This window comes from Paenibacillus endophyticus (assembly GCF_014192395.1).
Taxonomy (GTDB): domain Bacteria; phylum Bacillota; class Bacilli; order Paenibacillales; family Paenibacillaceae; genus Pristimantibacillus; species Pristimantibacillus endophyticus.
The window spans coordinates 1-20,422 of record NZ_JACHXW010000018.1; the positions used below are offsets into that span (position 1 = coordinate 1).

Annotated in this window: 18 protein-coding genes; 15 read left to right on the forward strand and 3 right to left on the reverse strand. The window is 52.9% G+C overall.

What is annotated here, in order from left to right; all coding sequences use genetic code 11:
• Positions 1 to 185 precede the first annotated feature (185 nt).
• The 15 genes from FHS16_RS23235 (at position 186) to FHS16_RS23300 (ending at position 18,447) form a co-directional block, all read left to right on the forward strand.
• Complete coding sequence (locus tag FHS16_RS23235; RefSeq protein ID WP_183568538.1) at positions 186 to 671, forward strand: 8-oxo-dGTP diphosphatase; 486 nt, start codon at positions 186 to 188, stop codon at positions 669 to 671.
• Between the two features lie 166 nt (positions 672 to 837).
• Complete coding sequence (locus tag FHS16_RS23240) at positions 838 to 1,377, forward strand: DinB family protein (RefSeq protein WP_183568541.1); 540 nt, start codon at positions 838 to 840, stop codon at positions 1,375 to 1,377.
• 125 nt (positions 1,378 to 1,502) lie between these two features.
• Entirely contained in the window at positions 1,503 to 2,006 is a 504-nt protein-coding gene (locus FHS16_RS23245; RefSeq protein WP_183568544.1) for a DinB family protein, read from the forward strand.
• 56 nt (positions 2,007 to 2,062) lie between these two features.
• On the forward strand, positions 2,063 to 2,218 hold the full coding sequence (locus FHS16_RS32860) for a PIM8 family immunity protein (protein ID WP_512699005.1): 156 nt from the start codon (positions 2,063 to 2,065) through the stop codon (positions 2,216 to 2,218).
• Between the two features lie 313 nt (positions 2,219 to 2,531).
• Positions 2,532 to 4,490, forward strand: a complete 1,959-nt coding sequence (locus FHS16_RS23250; RefSeq protein WP_183568547.1) for a glycoside hydrolase family 127 protein — start codon at positions 2,532 to 2,534, stop codon at positions 4,488 to 4,490.
• 34 nt (positions 4,491 to 4,524) lie between these two features.
• A complete protein-coding gene (locus FHS16_RS23255; protein WP_183568550.1) occupies positions 4,525 to 6,336 on the forward strand; it encodes a sensor histidine kinase in 1,812 nt (603 codons plus the stop codon).
• 12 nt (positions 6,337 to 6,348) lie between these two features.
• A complete protein-coding gene (locus tag FHS16_RS23260) occupies positions 6,349 to 7,923 on the forward strand; it encodes a response regulator (RefSeq protein WP_183568553.1) in 1,575 nt (524 codons plus the stop codon).
• A gap of 146 nt (positions 7,924 to 8,069) precedes the next feature.
• Positions 8,070 to 9,476: an ABC transporter substrate-binding protein gene (locus tag FHS16_RS23265; protein ID WP_246431917.1), complete on the forward strand. Its 1,407-nt coding sequence runs from the start codon at positions 8,070 to 8,072 to the stop codon at positions 9,474 to 9,476.
• Between the two features lie 102 nt (positions 9,477 to 9,578).
• The gene (locus FHS16_RS23270; RefSeq protein WP_246431918.1) at positions 9,579 to 10,484 is read left to right on the forward strand and encodes a carbohydrate ABC transporter permease; all 906 of its coding nucleotides are present in this window, start codon (positions 9,579 to 9,581) and stop codon (positions 10,482 to 10,484) included.
• Positions 10,454 to 11,329 carry a carbohydrate ABC transporter permease gene (locus FHS16_RS23275; protein WP_183568556.1) on the forward strand — a complete coding sequence of 292 codons (876 nt, stop codon included), beginning with the start codon at positions 10,454 to 10,456 and terminating at the stop codon, positions 11,327 to 11,329. Before FHS16_RS23270 ends, FHS16_RS23275 begins: the two co-directional genes overlap by 31 nt.
• Positions 11,330 to 11,342: 13 nt before the next feature.
• Positions 11,343 to 12,413, forward strand: a complete 1,071-nt coding sequence (locus tag FHS16_RS23280) for a M24 family metallopeptidase (protein WP_183568559.1) — start codon at positions 11,343 to 11,345, stop codon at positions 12,411 to 12,413.
• Between the two features lie 45 nt (positions 12,414 to 12,458).
• Entirely contained in the window at positions 12,459 to 13,331 is an 873-nt protein-coding gene (gene dapA / locus FHS16_RS23285; RefSeq protein ID WP_183568561.1) for a 4-hydroxy-tetrahydrodipicolinate synthase, read from the forward strand.
• Positions 13,332 to 13,357: 26 nt separating this feature from the next.
• On the forward strand, positions 13,358 to 14,794 hold the full coding sequence (locus FHS16_RS23290) for an aldehyde dehydrogenase family protein (protein ID WP_183568564.1): 1,437 nt from the start codon (positions 13,358 to 13,360) through the stop codon (positions 14,792 to 14,794).
• A gap of 24 nt (positions 14,795 to 14,818) precedes the next feature.
• Positions 14,819 to 16,135 carry an RNA polymerase factor sigma-54 gene (rpoN, locus tag FHS16_RS23295; protein WP_183568567.1) on the forward strand — a complete coding sequence of 439 codons (1,317 nt, stop codon included), beginning with the start codon at positions 14,819 to 14,821 and terminating at the stop codon, positions 16,133 to 16,135.
• A gap of 98 nt (positions 16,136 to 16,233) precedes the next feature.
• The gene (locus FHS16_RS23300) at positions 16,234 to 18,447 is read left to right on the forward strand and encodes a LamG-like jellyroll fold domain-containing protein (RefSeq protein ID WP_183568570.1); all 2,214 of its coding nucleotides are present in this window, start codon (positions 16,234 to 16,236) and stop codon (positions 18,445 to 18,447) included.
• A 64-nt stretch (positions 18,448 to 18,511) separates the two neighbouring features.
• On the opposite strand, the gene FHS16_RS23305 is transcribed toward FHS16_RS23300, so the two are convergent.
• Genes FHS16_RS23305 through FHS16_RS23315 form a run of 3 tightly spaced genes read right to left on the reverse strand, consistent with a single transcriptional unit; the run spans position 18,512 to position 20,336 of the window.
• Positions 18,512 to 19,723 carry an NAD(P)/FAD-dependent oxidoreductase gene (locus tag FHS16_RS23305; protein WP_183568573.1) on the reverse strand — a complete coding sequence of 404 codons (1,212 nt, stop codon included), beginning with the start codon at positions 19,721 to 19,723 and terminating at the stop codon, positions 18,512 to 18,514.
• The gene (locus tag FHS16_RS23310) at positions 19,720 to 20,073 is read right to left on the reverse strand and encodes a (2Fe-2S)-binding protein (protein WP_183568577.1); all 354 of its coding nucleotides are present in this window, start codon (positions 20,071 to 20,073) and stop codon (positions 19,720 to 19,722) included. Before FHS16_RS23310 ends, FHS16_RS23305 begins: the two co-directional genes overlap by 4 nt.
• Positions 20,073 to 20,336, reverse strand: a complete 264-nt coding sequence (locus FHS16_RS23315; protein WP_183568580.1) for a (2Fe-2S)-binding protein — start codon at positions 20,334 to 20,336, stop codon at positions 20,073 to 20,075. The genes FHS16_RS23310 and FHS16_RS23315 overlap by 1 nt, the downstream gene beginning before the upstream one ends.
• Positions 20,337 to 20,422: the final 86 nt, after the last annotated feature.

A 20,422-nucleotide genomic window follows, 5' to 3' on the forward strand; every position in this document is an offset into this window, starting at 1 on the left:
ATGATGGTTGTGTGGTAACTTCCATTTTACACGAATCCATTCATGGGCTTTTTTTTGTTCATCTAGCTGTCGCACTTCATATTACAATTCGTCATGGAGAAAGAAATTTTGAATCAATAAGCAAAAATAAGCAGGTACAAGGGACCGTTCTGGAGGCAGGTCGATGAAATTATTGGAGGGAAAAAATGGCGGTTAACAATGATTGCGGTTTATATACCATGTGCATCGTGCAAGATGGAGACAAAATTTTATTTATCAATCGTCCTGACAAACTGGGGTTTCCAGGATATCTCGGTCCAGGAGGAAAGGTCGAATTTCCTGAAAGTTTTACCGAAGGGGCTGTTCGTGAGCTCAGGGAAGAGACTGGATTAATCGCAAAACCGGAGGACTTGATTTTTAAGGGAATAGACGAATACGTCGTGCCTAAAACGAAATACAGATATATGGTTTTCAATTATTTGGTTACCAACTTTGAAGGGGAATTGCTTGCGAATCCACCTGAAGGCGAGCTGATTTGGGCGGATATCAATGATGCCTTAAACTTGCCGATGCAGTCATGGTTTAAACGTAGATTACCACTATTTTTCGAAAAAGGCACCTTTGAGATATCCGTCATATGGGATGAAGATAATCAAAGCTTGGTTGAAGATAAGCTTACGTTGCTTGGGTAGTCACGAAGCAATTGGGTAAAAATATTTTAATGGAACAGCGGCGGTCTAGGGCTTGTTTTTAGCCCAAGGCAGCCGCTGTTTGTATGACTAACCCTGACATACAGTTGTCAGGATAGCCATTGTATGATGGATACATAAATACGTACTTAAACCGGAGGTAACTCAAATGACAAATCATAGTGCGAGATTTTATGACTATCATGTATGGGCAAATAAAATCATCTTTAATCGATTAAAGCAGCTTCCGCATCATGTATACAAGCAAGAGATTGAAAGCGTGTTTTCTTCGGTGTCGAAGGTCTTGGTCCATATCTATAAGGTTGACTGCTGTTGGCTGGATATTCTGATGGGTAAAAGCATGGATGAAGCGATGCAAGCATCTAATCAAATTGAAGCGGATGCCGAAGCAAAAAGTCTTGAGGAATTAGAAGCGATGTATGATGATTTATCCACGAGATTCAAAGCTTGCATAAACGAACATGAGAATCTTGAGAAAGAGGTGGTTTTGGATAATCCTTATGCTGGGATTTTGAATACGAGATATTCAGAATTTATAATTCAAGTTGCGAATCATGGTACGTACCACCGCGGAAATCTGTCTGCTATGCTTCGCCAACTGGGTCATTCCTCAGTCATGACGGAATATGGACTTTATATGTATCAGGATGAAGCAAAAATGAGCATGTCAGCCGTTCCTGCTCATTAGAGCCATTCCCGTCTAGTTAAGCATCGCGTAGACTAGCATATTGAGAGTGTTTTTACGTATTTGCAAATATGGAAATAAGAAATGATATAATGGCATGAATCCATTACAAAAGGGAGATGTTGGATATGTTTAAACAAATCGAAGATTTTACCGAGGCTTGGAGCAATGAAACGGCAGCAACGCTGCGGACGCTTGAGGCGCTTACAGATGAGTCGCTTGGTCAACAGATAACGAGCGAACATCGAACGCTTGGACGTCTTGCTTGGCATCTTGTGCAGACGGTGCATGAAATGCCATCGCGGACGGGCTTATCGTTTGAAGGGCCGGACGAAGCCATGGCGGTACCCGCTTCGGCAGCGGATATTGCGGCGTTCTATAAGCGGACATCGCAAGCGTTCCTTGAGGCTGTACAATCCAGCTGGAAGGATGAGAATTTGCTTGTCATGAGTGACATGTATGGCGATCAATGGCCGAACGGCTTGATGCTGGATGTTCTCATCAAGCATGAGATTCATCATCGCGGCCAAATGACGGTTCTGATGCGTCAGGCGGGCCTTCGTGTGCCGGATTTGTACGGACCAACGAAAGAGCAGTGGGCCGAGTTTGGTGCTCCGGCTCCAGTCATATAGAACAGGACTAAATCCCGCTTTGACCGTTTGGTTGAAGTGGGTTTTTAAGCTAAAAAATCGGAAATTTTTGGGGCATTTTGAATTTATATATCGATATTTTTGATATATCCAATGACCAATTGGAAGGAATACGTTATAAGGTTATAGAAGATGAGAAAGCTTCTTTTGCGTTTTATTGTCAAGCGTTTGAATTTGAATTTGAAGTGATTTAGAAAGACAACATTCGACCACATTGTAAAACCTATTGCCGCGTCTATGTTACGCGGCTTTTTATATTTCTTTGATTTCTCTGAGCTCCCTCCGCAAATCGGTTTGCTGCTAAAACATGGTAGCACTGTGAAGTTTCCTAGCAGCTACCTCTCCTTTTTCGTAAAACACGCAGCAAGTGATGCAAGCGCCATTAGGCTTAACCTGTAAAAGTCGGTTTTATCTACCAATTGTATTGTTTTGACGGACTGACAGCATTCTCTCCGCATGTTAATTTGAAAGAGTCAGGCATACTATGAACGGCGGAGGGATAAACCGATGAGAAAGATGAATCCGGTAGCGGTCTCGAAAGCGACCATCATAGATCGATTTTGGAGTCCTAGGCAGGATCTAGTGAGGGATGTTGTCGTCCCTTATCAGTGGGAAGCGCTTAATGATTTAATCGAAGGGGCGGAGAAAAGCGGCACGATCGCTAACTTTCGCGCTGCAGCGGAAGGCAGAATTGGCGGACATCACGGCTTTGTGTTCCAGGACAGCGATTTGGCGAAGTGGCTGGAGACGGTTGGTTTTGTGCTGCAGCAGCATCGGGACGAAGAACTTGAGAAGCTGGCGGACGCAGCAATCGAGCTGATTGGCAGTGCGCAGATGGACAACGGCTATATCGGCACGTATTATCAGCTCCAGAAACCAGGAGAGCAATGGGAGAACGTTAGGGATGACCATGAAATGTACAACGCCGGACACTTCATGGAAGCCGCCGTCGCCTATTACGAAGCGACGGGCAATCGTAAAATACTCGATATCATGTGCAAATTTGCAGATCATATCGTTGCGACGTTCGGAGCTAGAGCAGGGCAGCTTCCTGGTTACTGCGGTCATCCGGAAATCGAGCTTGCGCTAGTGAAGCTTTATAAGTTGACGGGGAATCAGTCGTATCTGGAAACGTCTCGGTTTTTCGTCGAGGAGCGGGGACGGGAACCGAAATATTTCGACGTCGAGCTGCAGAAGCGGCTCGACGACGGCCGCAAGGAACGCGTTGACCGCAGGCCGATGGACTACTTCCAGTCGCATGCGCCGATTCGCGAACAGCGGACGGCTGACGGACACGCCGTGCGTGCCGTATATTTGTTCGCCGGAGCAACGGATATCGCCGACGAATACAATGATGATTCTTTGTTGGAAGCGGTCAAGTCGCTATGGGACAACGTCGTACAGCGCAGAATGTATGTAACGGGAGGCATCGGCTCTTCGGATTATTTCGAAGCATTCTCGTTCGACTATGATTTGCCGAACGATCGGGCATACGCCGAAACCTGCGCCGCGATCGGTTTCCTGAACTGGGGGCAGCGCCTGCTCCAGATCGAGGGGGATTCACGCTATGCCGATGTAATCGAGCGGGTGCTGTACAACGGCCTGCTAAGCGGCATTTCGTTGGACGGACGAAGCTATTTTTACGTTAATCCGCTAGAGGTTTGGCCTGTCGTCAGCGGTCGCAGGGACGATATTCCAAGCGCGAGAACGCGTAGGCAGCCTTGGTTCGGCTGCGCCTGCTGCCCGCCGAATATCGCCAGGTTTATCGCCTCCTTAAGCAGTTATATTTACTCTGTGAATGAGAATGAGCTTTATGTGCACCAGTATATCGGCAGCCGCACGGAGCAGACGTTCAAAGGCGGCAAGATTACTGTTCACCAACAGACGGAGTATCCTTGGTCGGGCAACGTCGTGCTCGAGATATCCGGCGGCTCGGCGGAATTCTCGCTTGCGCTTCGGCTTCCCTCATGGTCAAAGCGCACCGTCTTGCGTTTGAATGGTGTCGAAATTGAGGCTTCTGGCATTACCGAAAAGGGATATGCGAAAATCCAACGCATATGGAGCGAAGGCGATATTATCGAAATGGAGCTGGACATGAGCGTCGCCTTGGTACGGTCGCATCCCGAGCTTCGGGAAACGAGCGGCAAAACAGCCGTACAACGCGGGCCGGTCCTCTACTGCTTGGAGGAAGCGGATAACGGCGCCAATCTCCGCGATCTGCAGCTGTCCTCGGATGCGGCATTCGAAGGGCAATTCATACCGGATCTGCTGGAAGGCATTTATGTGATCGAGTCAAAGGATGCTTGGAGAACGGCGTACGATGCAGCATCGACCGAATTGTACACGACAAAACGCTATAACAAGAAACAAGCGAAAGCTGTATTTGTTCCTTATTATGCATGGGCCAACCGCGAGGAAGGAGAAATGACGGTTTGGATACGAGAACGAGAGCACGGACGCGAATAAAATGCCTTCATTCCGAAAGGAAGGCGGATGATGGATGAAATTATGGCGGGGGAACGTTTGGAAAATCCGTACGATACGCGGTAAATTTCTGATGCTTACCTTGCTGCTTACAGTTGTGCCGATGTTCGTCCTTACCTTTACTTTCCACCGCATAGCCGTGCACTCTCTCGTCGGCAAAGCGGAGGAGCGCGCAACGCAATCGAGGCAGATGAGCGAGAGCTTCTTGAACCGCACCATTGCCGATCTACACGATATGACTAACGCCATTCTAGGCAACCCCGAAGTACAAGCGATTTTGCAACTGCACCCGACGGACGATTACGAATTTCTTCGCAACGTGGATCGAGTGAATAAAATTATTCGAGCGCAAACGCAGACGAAATCCTACATTATATCCACACTTATTTACGCCCCCGGAGGCGGAGAGCTTCAATCGTTCTATCAAGGCAACGATTCGATCCGCTTCGGAGGTCTCCCTACCGAGCAAGAAGCCCGCATTTACTATGATCAGCTGCGCAGCGACAATCGCATCATGTGGCATGACGGCTCCCCCTTTCAAGGAGCCCTAGATCCTTCAAATGATGATGAGCATCTGTACGTCGGCAAGCTGCTAAGGCAGACTGAAGGAAATTACGAAGACATTGGATTTCTAATGCTGGAAATCGAGAAGGTGCATTTTTTTAGCGGCATATCGGTGTTGAACCCAAATGAGAAGGAGCAGTTCTGGATTGTGGACAGCGGAGGAAATCCGGTCTATCAAATGCCGGAAGGCATAAAGGCGGATTATCGCGCGCTTCATGAAATCGCGCTGGATGCTGCCGCCGCTTCAACAAAGGATAAAGGCTGGACGAGCTGGAACGGGAAACGAACGATGGTTTCTTTCGCTCCGCTCGCGGCGAATCAATGGACGCTGCTGCATTTGGCGGATGCGGATGCGTTGTTCCAGGACGCGAATCAGATCGGCAGATGGACGATGGAGATTTTTCTCGTGGTGTTCGTGATCGGCTGGATCGTCACTTACCGAGTGAGCGATACGATCAGGCGTCCGCTTCGCCGTCTGCGCCGCTTGATGGGCACGTCGACTGGCAAGGCTCCTATACTCCCTCCTTTCGATCCGCTCGATGAAGTAGGACAAATCGGGGATCGGTTCGAGCGAATGATGCAGGAGAACAAAGAATTGAACGACAGGGTAATCGAAGCGCTGCTGTCACGGAAGGAAGCAGAGTTTCGGGCTCTGCAGGCGCAGATTAACCCGCATTTTCTCTACAATACGCTGGAATCGCTGAATGGGCTTGCGCTTACGAACGGACAGAATGAAATGTCCGAGGTGATTGGAGCTCTTGGCAAATTTTTCAGAATAGCGCTTAGTCAAGGCAGTGAGGAAATTCGTGTCGCTAATGAGGCAGAGCATGCCGGCGCATACGTACGCGTCCAGCAATTCCGATTCAAGGACAAGTTGGAATGGATTTCGGAAATCGACGAAGATATTCTAGACTGCCGCGTGCCAAAGCTGATTTTTCAGCCAATCGTGGAGAATGCCATCTATCATGGCGCAAAATTAAGGAAAGACGTTGTTTATCTGATGCTGACGGGTGTTCGAGAGGAGAGGCGTCTTCGCTTCTCGATCAGCGATGACGGGAACGGCATACCCCTGCAAAAGCTTGAAGAGATTCGAAGAACGCTGGATGGTCAGCAGGGAGATGCCAGCGCGATCGGATTCGGCCTAAGAAACGTACATGAACGGCTTCGTCACTATGGATCGGAATATGGGGTTCAAATCGCAAGCGAGCTGGGGAAGTATACGACGGTTACTTTGTATGTGCCAATTCGTGAGGAGCAGTCCTAGAAGGAGGATTCAATGCGCAGCTTGCTGATCGTTGACGACGAACACCACATCCGCGAAGGCTTAAAGCATCTAATTGCCCAGATGGAGCTTCCTATTCAGGTAGTAGGAGCAGCCGAAGACGGGGAAACGGCGATTCGCCTTTACCAGGAGCTGAAACCGGACATTATCCTGCTTGACATTAACCTGCCTGATTTCAGCGGTCTTGATGTGGCGCGCAGAATACGGGCAATTGATGAAGAGACGCAGCTGCTGTTTCTTACGGGTTATAATTCCATGGCGTTTATACGTGAGGCGATTACGCTGGAAACCGTCGATTATATGCTGAAGCCGATTACGAAGGAAGAGCTGGCGTCCGGATTGCTTCGTGCGGAGGAGCGGCTGTCGAGGCGCGGGCGCTCTGACGAAAGCGGCGATGCCAGAAGAAGCCGGGAGCGTTACCGCATGCAGGAATACGCATTGTTGGATTTGCTGCTGCAGCGGCGGTCGTGGAGTGACGCCATCGCAGCGCTCCGCGCTGCTCATGCACCGCTTGCGGAAGCGAAGCCGCCTTTCGCGGTGCTGTGCTGCGAGATGGACGTCATTCCGACAAGGCTGTCGACGACCGATGATCGCCAGCTTTACGGGGTTGCTTTTGCCAAGCTCTCATCGGAAGCAGCACAGAACTGCACTTCAGCATACGGGGCAGCTGCCTCTCCCGATCGGATGCTCATCGTGTTGTCTAACGCCAGCAAGGAGACGGTAATCGAGGCGGCCAAGAGCGTGCGTGCCGCTGTTCAATTGTATATGGACGTGTCGATCACGATCGGTGCGAGCCGGCTGGTACTCGAATTGAAGCTGCTTCCGGAGGCTTACATGGAAGCTGTTCATGCTGCCGAGCACAAGGGCTGGGTCGGAGATGGTCAGATCATTCCGTATGAAAGCGTGCAAATCGAGGCAACGAACAATCGCACCTTGCTTGACAAGGAATTGATTCTGCTGTCCGAAATCCGCGCAGGGAACGATGGGGCGGTTGCATCTATCCTGCTGGAGTGGACGGCGCAGTTCGCCGGCCTGCCTTCGCGACAAGTGAAGCTTATGGCGACACAGCTGGTGCTGTACGTCATGCGCGTCGTTCAGGACTTTCCGCTGCCGAATAAGGGCGCGCCATTCTGCCGCGATCCGCTACTCGAAATGTCGCGAATGGCAAGTGGTAGCGAGATCGTGGCCTTCATCTCCGATTACTTCGAAAAGGTCGGGCAATGGATCCGCGAATCGCGGGAGTTTGCCGTTCCGAAAATGTTCGATGACGCGCGTCATTGGATTCGCGAGCATTTGCATAAGGAGGCTAGTCTGAATGGTCTCGCGGACTATTTGCACTTAAGCCCAAAGTATGTCAGCTCGCGCTTCAAGCAGGTGACTGGCGAGTGCTTCGCCGATTTCCTGACCCGCGTTCGTTTCGAACGAGCTCGGGAGCTGCTGCTTGATCCAGGCCAGAAGGTGTCGGCGATCGCCGAGGCGGTCGGGTACACCGATACGAATTATTTCAGCATCGCTTTCAAGAAAAATATGGGCCTTACGCCTTCGGAATTTCGCAAACGATATCTCTGATCAACAGAGATATCGATTTTGTTTGTAAAGGCGGAAACAATCGAACCAAAACAAAGAGGACATGGAGCAACCTTATATAGGCGACAGTCGAAAAGCAGGATAATAGAATCGTAAGATATATTTCCATATGGAGAGGGGATCCCTGCATGATGGCGATACGCAGACGAAAGTGGTTTTTCCTATTGTTGGCAGTTATGCTTGCCTTCCTTGCAGCCTGCAGCTCGAACGGTGGCAGCAACGAGGCGACGTCGTCTCCAAGCGGCTCGCAAGAGCCGGCAGAAACAAGCGACGCACCGAAGGAAACGGTTAAACTGAAGTTCATGTACTGGGGCAGCACGGACGAGAAAAAGGCAATGGAGCAGATGCTCAAATCGTTTAATGAATCCCATCCGCACATCCAAGTGTCGGGCGAGCACGTTCCAGGAGATTACAACACGAAGATGAACACGCTTATGGCGGCCAACGAGCTGCCGGACGTCGCTTATTTGGGTGATGGCTTGACGAACAAATGGGGAAGCGAAGGAAAGCTGCTTGATTTCAGCCAATACTACGACAGTTATCCCGAGCTGCAGAACAAGCTGAAAGCTTCATATTTGTTCACGGAGCCAGGCAAAGCGGTTGCCAACTTTACTGCTCTCGAAATTATGGTTCTCTACTACAACAAAGACATTTTCTCGGAAGCGGGCGTATCCCTCCCGCCATCCGACCCCATGCAAGCTTGGACGTGGGATGAGTTCGTCTCCATCGCGAAGAAATTGACGAAGGACACTAAAGGACGGAATGCGGAAGATCCAGACTTTGACGAGAAGAACATCGACACCTATGGCTTCTCGTTCGGCACTGACCGTGGCACTTACGGTCCGCTGCTCGAGAGCAACGGTGCGGGAATTCTGGACGATTCGGGCAAAAGCTACGCGCTTAACGAGCCGGAAGCCGTCGAGGTGTTCCAAAAGCTTCAGGATTTGATCTACGTCCACCACGTTTCGCCCAATTTAATTCAACAGCAAAATATGCCTGACAATCATGTTCGCCTTCAAACGCGCAAAGTAGCGATGGTGCTTGATGGAACATGGGCGCTGCTCGATTTGACGAACAACAAGAAGTTGAACTATGGCATCGGCGTATTGCCGAAACTGAAAGAGCCAAAGACGGTCATTCTAGCCGGCACGACGGTTGTATTCAACTCAACGAAGCATCCTGCCGAAGCGCTGGAGTTTTATTTGTACCATAACAACCCGGATCAGGTTGACTTGTACCGTACGGGCCTTTGGATGCCGACGGAGGAGAAATACTATACGGAGGAAGCGGCCATTAAGCAATGGACCGATAATCCAGCGCATCCTCCGGAATTTCTGCAGGCTGGTATCGAATATACGAAGGGCTATGCAGTCAAATCTCCGTCAACGGCGATCAAAAATTGGCCTGAAATCAACAGCAAGCTAACGCCAGGACTCGATCTTATTTGGACGAATAAGAAGACGGCCCAAGAAGCGCTCGACGAGCTGAAGCCGCAGATTGAGCCTCTCATCCAAGGAGAATATCCGAACGAATAAACGGCATTCAATCAGTGCAAGGGACGGAAAGTGGTGGCTGCCGCAGCGCTTTCGTCCCCTGATTGCCGCATCGCTCACCTATTCCGGATGGAGGGAGTCAATATGAAGAAACGCAACAAGAATGGACTGCTTAAGATGGAGCGCCGATGGGGCATGCTGCTCGCGCTTCCGGTTACGCTCGGATTGATTCTCTTCGCCATAGGACCCATCATTGCATCCTTTTTCTTCAGCTTGACCGATTGGCAAATCGGAGGTCAATCCTCATTCATTGGCTTGAAAAACTACGAGACGATCTTAACGAAGGATCCTGTATTTACGAAATCGCTGTTCGTGACGGTCTATTATGTGCTCGCCACGGTCCCGGTCGCCATTATCGCCGCTTTCGGGCTGGCGATGCTCCTTAACCGCAAGGTGAAAGGCTTGTCCATCTTCAGGACGATCTTCTTTTTGCCATCCATAGTCCCCCGAATTGCCAGCACGATGCTCTGGCTGTGGCTGTTCAATCCCGACTTCGGTTTGCTCAACTCGATGCTTGAATTTGTGGGTCTGCCCGGAAGCCAATGGATTTATGCGGAGGAAACGGCGATTCCATCGATTGCGCTTATGAGCGTGTGGGGCGTCGGCAATTATATGATTATTTTTTTGGCAGGGCTGCAATCCGTTCCCGCACATTTGTACGAGGCGGTCGAAGTGGACGGGGGAGGAGCATGGCGCAAATTTTACCATGTTACCTTGCCCTCGATGACGCCGACGATATTCTTCAATATGGTCATGATGCAGATCGGGGCTTTCCAAAGCTTCGACAGCGTATACGTCATGACACAGGGCGGACCGAATAATGCGACCTTGCTCTATGTGGTCTATCTGTACCGCGTTGCCTTCACGGAGACGAAAATTGGCTATGCATCAGCGTTGTCTTGGATTTTATTCATCATAATCGTCGTGCTGACGCTCATTACGTTCCGGACGTCGCGCAAATGGGTGTATTACGAAGGGGGAGGAAAGTAGTGAGCAGAACGAGTCCCCGCATTTTCACTTATGTAACGCTCATTTTGCTCAGCTTGCTGATGATTTTGCCGCTCATCTGGCTCGCTAGAAGCTCCTTGATGGATAATGCGCAAATATTCATTTTCCCGCCGGAGTGGATTCCGAGTCCTTTTCGTTGGAGCAATTATCCGGAGGCACTTACGGCCGTTCCGTTCAGCCGCTTCTTCTTGAACACGATGACGCTTGAATTGCTCACGGTCAGCGGCGTACTTGTAACGACGATCATCTCAGCCTATACGTTCGCAAGGCTGAGATGGCCAGGCCGAAATATCGTGTTCGGCGTGCTGATGGCAACCGGCATGCTGCCTGGAGCAGCGACGCTGATTCCGATGTTCGTCCTATGGCGGGAAGTAGGAGCGCTTGATTCATTCGTTCCGCTCGCACTTCCTTCCTGGTTCGGTGCAGGCGTCTACACAGGGCAAGGTGTGTTCGCGATATTTCTAATGCGTCAGTTTTACCTCTCCATTCCCCGGGAGCTTGACGAGGCGGCTTACATGGACGGGGCGGGCCCTTTGACTGTGCTTTGGCGGATCATCATTCCGCTCTCGAAGCCCGCAGTGCTCGTCATAACCGTGTTTTCGTTCAATGACGTGTGGAACCAATTTCTAGAGCCAACCTTGTATCTCAGCTCGGAATCCAACTTTACGATGGCGCTTGGCCTAGCTTCCTTCAAAGGGCTCTACAATGCGCAATGGGGTTATCTGATGGCCGCGTCGGCTACGATGGTCGCTCCGATTATTTTGCTATTCTTTCTTGCGCAGCGCTACTTTATCGAAGGAATTACGCTCACGGGCATTAAAGGCTAAGGAGGGAGATCGGATGATGAATGCAAGGTTGTCACGGCTTCGGTCAGTGTTGAAAGAGAAAAAGCTCGAAGCCATTCTTATTTCACATGGTCCGAATCGCCGATACATATCCGGATTTACAGGATCTTCCGGATATGCGGTCGTAACGGGCGAGCATGCCTTGCTGCTAACGGATTTCCGCTATCTTTCGCAAGCGAAGGAGCAGGCGGCGACCTTCGATGTGGAGCGGCACGGGGTTCAACCTCTCGCGTCGATCGCGGAGCATATCCGCAAGCTTGGCGTTCGAGAGCTCGCCTTCGAGGCAAATCGGTTGACCTTGGCGCAAGCCAAAATGCTGCTGGAGCAATTATCCGGCATCGCGTGCTTGCCGACTGAAGAAATCTTGGAGAAGCTTCGCAATGTCAAGGATGAAGCCGAAATCGCGTCACTCCGGGAAGCAGCACGCATTGCGGACGAGGCGTTCTTTCATATATTGCCTCTCATCCGTCCTGGCACGACCGAGAGGCGAATCGCAGCGGAGCTGGAATACCGCATCCGGCTGCTCGGCGCGGAATGTGGATGGCCGGGATTCATCGTCGCCTCGGGCTATCGTTCGGCTCTGCCGCACGGCGTGGCGAGCACTAAGGAAATCGGCAATGACGAATTCGTAACGCTTGATTTCGGCGCGATCGTGAACGGTTACATGTCGGATGTGACGAGAACGGTGTTCGTAGGCAAGCCCGACGGGAGGCAGCGTGAGATTTACGCTACGGTGCTAGCCGCCAACGAAAAAGCGATTCGAGGCTTGCGTCCCGGATTGGACGGCAAGCAGGGAGACGCCCTCGGCCGTGATGTCATCGCGGAACGGGGCTATGGGGAATATTTCGGACATGGCCTCGGGCATGGCATCGGCTTGGAAATCCACGAGCAGCTTCGTTTATCGCAGTTAAGCGATTCCATCCTGGAACCAGGCAACGTGCTTACCGTTGAGCCGGGCATATACATTCCTAATGTTGAAGGCGTTCGCATCGAAGACGACGTGCTCATCAAGCCGAATGGCGTGGACGTCCTCACTTCAAGTCCCAAAGCGCTGATCGCGCTCTAAATTGGACGGCTCGAGCCGAGCCTCCGTATCGAGGAGGAAGCAAATATGAGTTTATTTTCCGGCGTTTATGTCGCTATCGTTACCCCTTTCGATGACAAGATGAATGTGGATGTTGCCCGCTTAGAGGAGCATGTCGATTGGTTGATCCGTGAAGGCGTCGACGGCATCGTCCCAACCGGTTCAGTCGGAGAGTACGCCACTTTATCGGCAGAGGAGCGAAGAACGGTAGTCGAGACTGCTATTGCTGCGGCTGCAGGCCGGGTGCCTGTCATCGTCGGAACGGCCGCGCCTTCTACGGGAATGGCCGTGCAATGGGCGGAGCATGCCAAGCAATCCGGTGCAGCAGGTATTATGGCACTGCCGCCAATCAGTTACAGGCCGTCCGAAGCCGAAGTGATCCATCATTACGAATCGCTATCTTCGGTTGGGCTGCCTATCGTCGTTTATAACAACCCCCATGATTATCCGACTGACATGAAGCCCGCCTTTCTGCAAAAACTGTCTGCCATCGAAAACGTTGTCGCCGTCAAGGAGTTTTCAGGCGATATCCGAAGAGTACATGATATTCAAAGGCTGACCGATCTTCAGATCATGATTGGCGTGGATGATTTGGCTATGGAGGGCGGGCTGTTCGGTGCAGCGGGATGGATCGCCGGTCTTACGAATGTATTGCCGTCGGAGAGTGTCCGCATGTTCAAGCTGGCTCAGCAGGGCCAGTTGGATGAGGCGATCGCTATTTATCGCAGATTGCTTCCGTTATTTCATTGGGATGCGAATCCGCGCCTCGTTCAGGCGATCAAATACAGTATGGAGTTGGCTGGTCGGCCGATGGGGTTGACCCGCCCGCCGCGTCTGCCGCTAACGGAGGAGGAGCAGAGCGACATTCGGGAGGCGTATGCGTACGCGACGAGCGAATAGGTGAAATTCAGAAGGGGGGAAGCAGCATGGAATCCAGGAACTGGATCGGCGGAGAATGGAGCAAGCCGGAAGCGGGCACGCTCGAAATCCGCAATCCTTCTGATTTAACTGAAACGGTGGGGTATGTTCATTTGTCGGGCAAGGCGGAATTGTTTGCGGCAGTCGATGCGGCGCGGAGCGCGCAGCCGAAGTGGGCGGCGATGACGGGAGCCGCTAGAGGAGAATGTCTCTATCGCATGGCCGATTTGCTTGAGGCGCATGTTGCAGAGGTTGCGATTCTAGCAAGCAGCGAAATGGGCAAGCCAATTGCCGAGATGCGCGGGGAAGTGGCACGCGGCGTCCAATTGCTTCGCTATTACGCAGCGGAGGGCGTTCGTGCGAACGGCCAGATTATTCCTTCGGCCTTCGCCAATGTGAAGCAGTATTCGGTTCGCGTCCCGCTCGGAGTAGCTGCGGTCATTACGCCTTGGAACTTTCCGGCGGCTATCCCGATATGGAAGATCGCCCCCGCTTTAATATGCGGCAACACGGTCGTATGGAAGCCGGCAGAAAACGGTTGCCTGACTGCGGTTAAACTCGCGGAAATATTCGCCGAAGCTAAATTGCCAGCGGGTACCCTTAATCTGATTATTGGGAAGGGGAGTGTCGTTGGCGAAGCGCTGCTGCAGGAAGCGAAGATTGACGCGGTCAGCTTTACCGGTTCTTCCGCAACGGGGCTTCGGGTCGCGGCGGCCAGCGCTGCGCGAAATTTGAAGTACCAGTCGGAGATGGGCGGCAAGAATGCTGCCGTCGTTCTGCGCGATGCCGATCTCGATGCGGCTGTTGCGGCCGTCGTTAGCGGCGCCTTTCGCTCGGCGGGGCAGAAATGCACGGCGACGAGCAGAATTATCGTCGAACGGGCTGTTTATGATGAGTTTGCGTCCAAAACGGCCGAAGCGATAGCAAAGCTGTGCATGGCAAATGCAAAAACCGAAGGGGCGTATCTCGGTCCCGTCGCCTCGTTGGAGCAATTCAAGTCGGTTAATGGGTTCGTGGAGACCGCGCTTGCGGAGGCGCGAACCGTTGCCGTCGGTTCGAGAGCTGATGGGGAGGATGAAGGGTACTATATTTCCCCGCTGCTCGTAGAGGGAGTATCGGCTGATCATCAGCTCGTCCAAGAGGAAGTGTTCGGCCCATTGGCCGTGCTGCTCCCCGCTGACAACCTCGACGAAGCGATTGCACTTGTCAATCGGACCGTCTTTGGGCTTAGCGCTTCCGTATTCACAAGAGACCTGAACAACGCGTTCCGGTTTCTCGACGAAGCGGAAGCGGGCATGGTCCGCGTCAATCAGGAAACGGGAGGTGTGGAATATCAGGCACCCTTCGGGGGCATGAAAGATTCCAGCTCCCACAGTAGAGAACAGGGCCAATCCGCTCTCGAATTCTACTCCCATCTGAAAACATGCGCGATTCAATACCGTTAATGCGCGATGAACGGAGCGTGAGCAATGACAATGGCGAGCTCGACTATGAATATGCAATTGCTGCCGCAGATGCGTTGCGCGCTTGCTCCCGAGCTGAGGCAATCGCTCATGCTGCTGCAGATGACGACTGCTGATCTGTTCTCCTATTTGCGGGAGGCCGAGCAGGACAATCCGTTGATTCAGCTCGAGGAGGCGGATTGGTTATCCTATGGAGCCAAGCAAAGTGGAGCAGTAGGCCATCGGAGCAGTGGTGCTGATCTGGCTGCATTCCGCATGGAGAGGGAAACGCTTGAACAAGCACTGCACGCCCAGATCAGACTAACTAACGCACCGAGAATGGAGAAAATGGCTGCCGCCTTTTTGGCGGGCAATTTGAATGAATCCGGTTATCTGGATATTGGACTTGAAGAGGCGGGGAGCATCACGGGGCTTGAGATGAATGTCGTCGAAGCTGGACTTAGACTGCTGCACACGTTGGAACCCGCAGGCTCTGCTGCCGCGTCGCTGAAGGAATGTTTGCTGCTGCAGGCGTCTCGCGATAACAGCGCACCTCGGTTTGTTAAGGAGCTGATCCAAAGCCATCTCGGCGATGTTGCCAAGCGGCGCTGGAAGATCATCGGCAAATCGCTCGGAATAAGCGAGCAGGAAATGGAAGGCGCCGTCCGGTATTTGCGGAGTCTCAATCCCCGTCCGGGGCTTCACTACGGCAATTCGGACGATTTATATGCGATAGCGGAGATCAAGCTGCGAAGATCGGAAGACGGTTCAGGGTTTGTCATTCGCGAATCGGCTCCGTTCCGGATAAGCTTTCATGCTCTCGGGCTTGATGCAGGTGCTGGTCCTCGCGCGTGGCATGATTGGGTTGAAGCCAAGAGAAAAGAAGCAGGCGTATTGGAGGGAATGCTGCGCTTCCGAATGCGAGCCTTAACCGCTGTGACCGCCGCTATCGCCGTTCAACAGCAGCGATTTCTGGATGAAGGAGCGGCAGCGATACGGCCTCTTAAGCTGGAGCAGATTGCCGCCGAGACCGGATTTCATCTCTCGACTGTCAGCAGGGCAGTTCGAGGAAAGCATGTAGATACGCCGTTTGGCGTGCTGCCGTTAAATACGTTTTTTTCCAATGGCCTCGAAAGTGACCGCGGAGAAGAGGTATCCTCGCGAGCGGTGAAGTATCGCATCCGAGGGCTAATCGCAGGCGAGAACAAGCAGCGCCCGTTAACGGACGCGCGTCTTGCCGCATTGCTTCATGAGGAAGGGCTGATCATCTCTAGACGTACTGTTGCGAAATACCGGGAAGAGGAACGCATTCTGCCGTCGACTTTCCGGTCCATGCCGCTGTAATCATGCCCGGTTTATGAAGGGAGGAGATGCCCATGTAACCGCAGGTAGGCAATGGGAAGCGTGCTTCGAATACCGAAAAAGAAGAGGAGGCTCAAGGAATGGAACTACGAACCATGCAAGGAAAGCGGAGCTTTACGTTCACAGCAGCCGTATCTGCTATTTTGATCGGGGTGCTTCTGGTCACGCTGCTCTTCACAGGTCCGCCGAGACCGGTCCATGCCGCGGCGGGTTACGCCGAGGTCGTCGATATTTTTGGCCGGACGGTGAACGACAACGGAATCGAACTTGTGGACTGGCAGGGCTACCTAGCCAACCCTTATATCAAGCTCACGGTCAAGCCCCCGACTAGCGCGGTGTTCCCTGTTACGATCAACTTAACGACCCAAGGCACCTCCCGCCTGATGATGAACAGGCCGAGTACAATGTCAGCCACCGGCGCAGCCAAAACGTTGACGTTCGCTAATGCAGCATCCACGCAAGAATTCAACTTGGCTATTCACCCTGACCGGGTCGGCGGCAACGGCGAAATCGAGAATCATACGTTGACTTTGCAGGTGGTTCAAGGAAACAATGCGACCAGCACACAATCTATTGCGATTCGGGTGCTCGATCAAGACGACAATGCCGAGCCAACGATGCCGCTCAAATTCGATTACCGCTTCGATACGATAACGAACATATTCGGCGATGCCGGTGTGAAAGCCGCCACGGAGCAGGCGATCAAGGACTGGTTCTACTTTTTCGACGAAGCCCCATATGATACCGTCGCTTCCGGTGCGGAGCAGATGTCCCTTCCTGGAGACAATTGGCAGAACTCCATATCGGTCACGAATAACGCCGCATACAACGGCATGTGGGTCTTCCTGCGCGGGATTAATGATCCCTATTCGACAGGGTTTCCCTCCATCAACGGTAATTACCACAAACGCGCAGGCGTTCAAGTACCGGGACCGATTCCTCGTTCACTCGCAACGATTTTGGATTTCTATACGGGCTTTACGCCGTTTACATCGTTGAACGATGAAGATTATTACTTGACGCAGATGCCCGGCGCATCTTGCACCTCCAACTGCCAAACCGATTTGCTCGGCTTGATCGCCCATGAATTCGGGCATGCAGTCGCCTTCCACAGCGACTGGCCTGGCATGGCAGCATATGTCGCAAGCGGCGGAGCGAACGATTCCGAAGTGATCGCCTATCAAGGCAACGCGGTGCCGCTCGATACCAGCTACCACATTCCTGAAGCCAATTCTCAGAACTGGGATCGGCTGAGCGGGCAAAGCGGCGGGCGCAGCCATATGTTCCATCCGAAGAGATGGATGATGACGAAGCTCTCTCTGCTGATCGCGGAGAATGCAGGCTGGAAGATCAAAAAAACACTAACGCCATTTCTTGCTCCGTCCATCGTTACAACATCGCTGCTGGGCGGCACGAAAGGCGCCGCTTATTCGCAGACGCTTTCGGCGAAAGGCGGCGTACCGTTCTATGATTGGAATCTAATAAGCGGTTCGCTTCCGCCGGGACTGACCTTGGATCGCTTCAAGGGAACCATTAGCGGAACAATCTCGGGCAGTGCGCCCCAAAACAGCTATACGTTCACGGTGCAGCTGCGGGACTACGATACGCTTAGCGTGCCGGTTACGAAGACGTTTACCATTAGCCTGAACGGCACCGAGCCGCCAACCGACCTGGTTGCGCGATACCTATTTAATGAAACGAGCGGCATGACAGCGGCTGACGCTTCCGGCAATGGCTTGAACACTTCGCTGAGCGGCGGTGTAACATGGGCTGCTGGCCATGCGGCCAACGCTGTTCTTTTTAATGGTACGACAGGCTACGGCAGCTTGCCTAGCGGTATCGTCAGTGGGCTAAACAATTTCACGATCGCCACTTGGGTCAAAGTGGACAATACATCGAACTGGACCCGAATATTCGACTTCGGTACTGGAGCTGCGTCGAACATGTTCCTGACACCTCGTCCAGGCGGGGCAGGGCTTCGGTTCGCGATCACGACGAGCGGCAGCGGCGGGGAGCAGCGGTTATCGACGACGACGGCATTCCCGACGGGCGTGTGGAAGCATGTTGCGGTGACGTTGAACGGGACCGCGGGCACGCTGTACGTGGACGGCGTATCGGTAGCGACGAATGCGAATATGACGATTAAGCCGTCGAGCCTAGGCAACACGACACTCAACTATCTCGGTCGATCACAATATGCCGGCGACGCTTATTTGAACGGAGGATTAGACGATTTCTGCATCTACAACCGGGCGCTGAGCGGATCGGAAATCACCGCTCTGTTTAATAGCTGACCAAGCGCATGACAAAGCCGCCTTTCGGGTTGAAATACCCTAAGGCGGTTTATTTGCATGGTCGTTAGACGATTTCGGTTTGGTACAGCTTCGCTCGGCTGCGGGCGATATCAGGATGGAACTGAATGAGTGCTTCGCTTCTTGTCCGTTTGACTTGTGCCATGGCATCTTTGACTTCGGCTTCGCCGGGAGCTTTCTTGGCTGCGGCGTTGATTGCGATCGATAAGCCGGCAACTGTTCCCTGCGCGATCGCGACTTTGGCGCTCTCTACTCCGGTAATGTTGCCGGCGACATAGAGACCGGGAAGCGGCGTCTGCATATTCTCGCCATGCACCGGAACATGTCCGCCGAGCTCCGGCACATAGCGGAAAGGGCAGCCGGCAACCGCGGCCAGCTCCGCAAGCGGATACAACCCGCCAGCGATGCATACGAAGTCGGCTTCCACGATGCGTTCGCTGCCGGCAATCGGTTCTCCGCGCGCAGTGACGTCAGCAATGAGCACGCCTTCTACGGCGTCCCTCCCGACAATCTCGATCGCGCAGCGGCGAAGCTGAAGCGGCACGTCCAGCATGCGTATTCCTTGTTTGGGGAAAAAGGTCAACGCGAGCTTGCGCAGCATACTGCTCTGCAGAAGCTTCGCACCGTATTTGAGCATCGCGCTTGGTGCTAAGTCCGCGAAGCGCAGCAACGAGCCGAGTACGGCTTCGGGGTCGGAGGCATTGCCGCTGAGCGCATTGCCGGGCGGCAGTACGATCGCGGCCAAATTGATGCCCGCAAGGCGAAGCTCGGACACGATGGCCATGGCGAGTACGCTCATGCCGATGACGACGCCTCGATTGCCGACGCGAACGCGTTGTACATTCGTCATCACCTGCGCGGCACCAATTGACATAACGCCGGGAAGCGTCCATCCCGGAAGCGGGTTTGCCGATTCGGCGGCGCCGGTAGCGAGGAGGACGAAAGGCGCATGATAACAGCCTTGGTTCGTCCATATGGTCCAACTGTTATCACTCGTTCGATTCAAGCCGGTCACAGACACTCCGGTTTGAATATGAGCGCCCGCATTCCGGGCACCGAGCACGAGCAATTCAGCTTCCCGAATGCCGTTCCACCAAGCACCGCCAGGCTCCTGATGCAATTGGCCGAGCAGGCGCCCGCCGGGCTTCATGAATTCATCCAGCAGAAGTACCTTCAAGCCGGCTTGCGCGGCAGAGCAAGCTGCAGCCAAACCTGCTGGTCCAGCGCCGACGACGATAAGATCATAGAAGGTATTCATAAGGAAGGGCTCCTCTCATCCTCCGCCATCTGACGGAACGGTGTTGGAAGGACGGTTCCTGATCGAACGTCCATGCCTTCCTTAACCGGCGTTAGGCAAGCGCGAACGCCGGTTATGCCTCCAATCGTTACCCGGCATTCCATACAATGCCCGATGTTGCAGTAAATGCCCCTAGGCGATCCGTTCTCCTCATGTAGCCTCAGCGTCCGAACGCCGCCAGCAAGCAGCGCGGCGGCGATGCTTTCGCCTTCGCGCGCCTTATAAAGTCTCCCATCATAGGAAAAGGAGCAGGTTTCTGCGGGTGGGAGAGGGCCAAGAACGGGATGGTGTTCGATTCTGCCGTAGCTCATCATGATTGCCCCCAATCGGTGAAAGACACCGGTCGAACCGGCGGCTGGACTTTTAGCGGGAGCTCGGATGGAAAGTCTCCTCCTGGCTTAATCGCCAAGCGATCGAGCAGCGGCCGGCATATACGGCCGCCGCATATTCCCATGCCGGCACGCGTGCGCAGCTTCGTCTCGCGCGCGGAGCAGCCATGCTGGCGTATGGTCTCACGGATTTGCTCCAATGTGACCTCCTCGCATCTGCAAACGATTATCGATGCTTCGTTCATGTAAACAGCCTCCTTGTTGATCTCTCTGGATACTTTATGAAGATGCAAATTTCATGCCATCCGATGATACCGCAAGTAGAATTTCA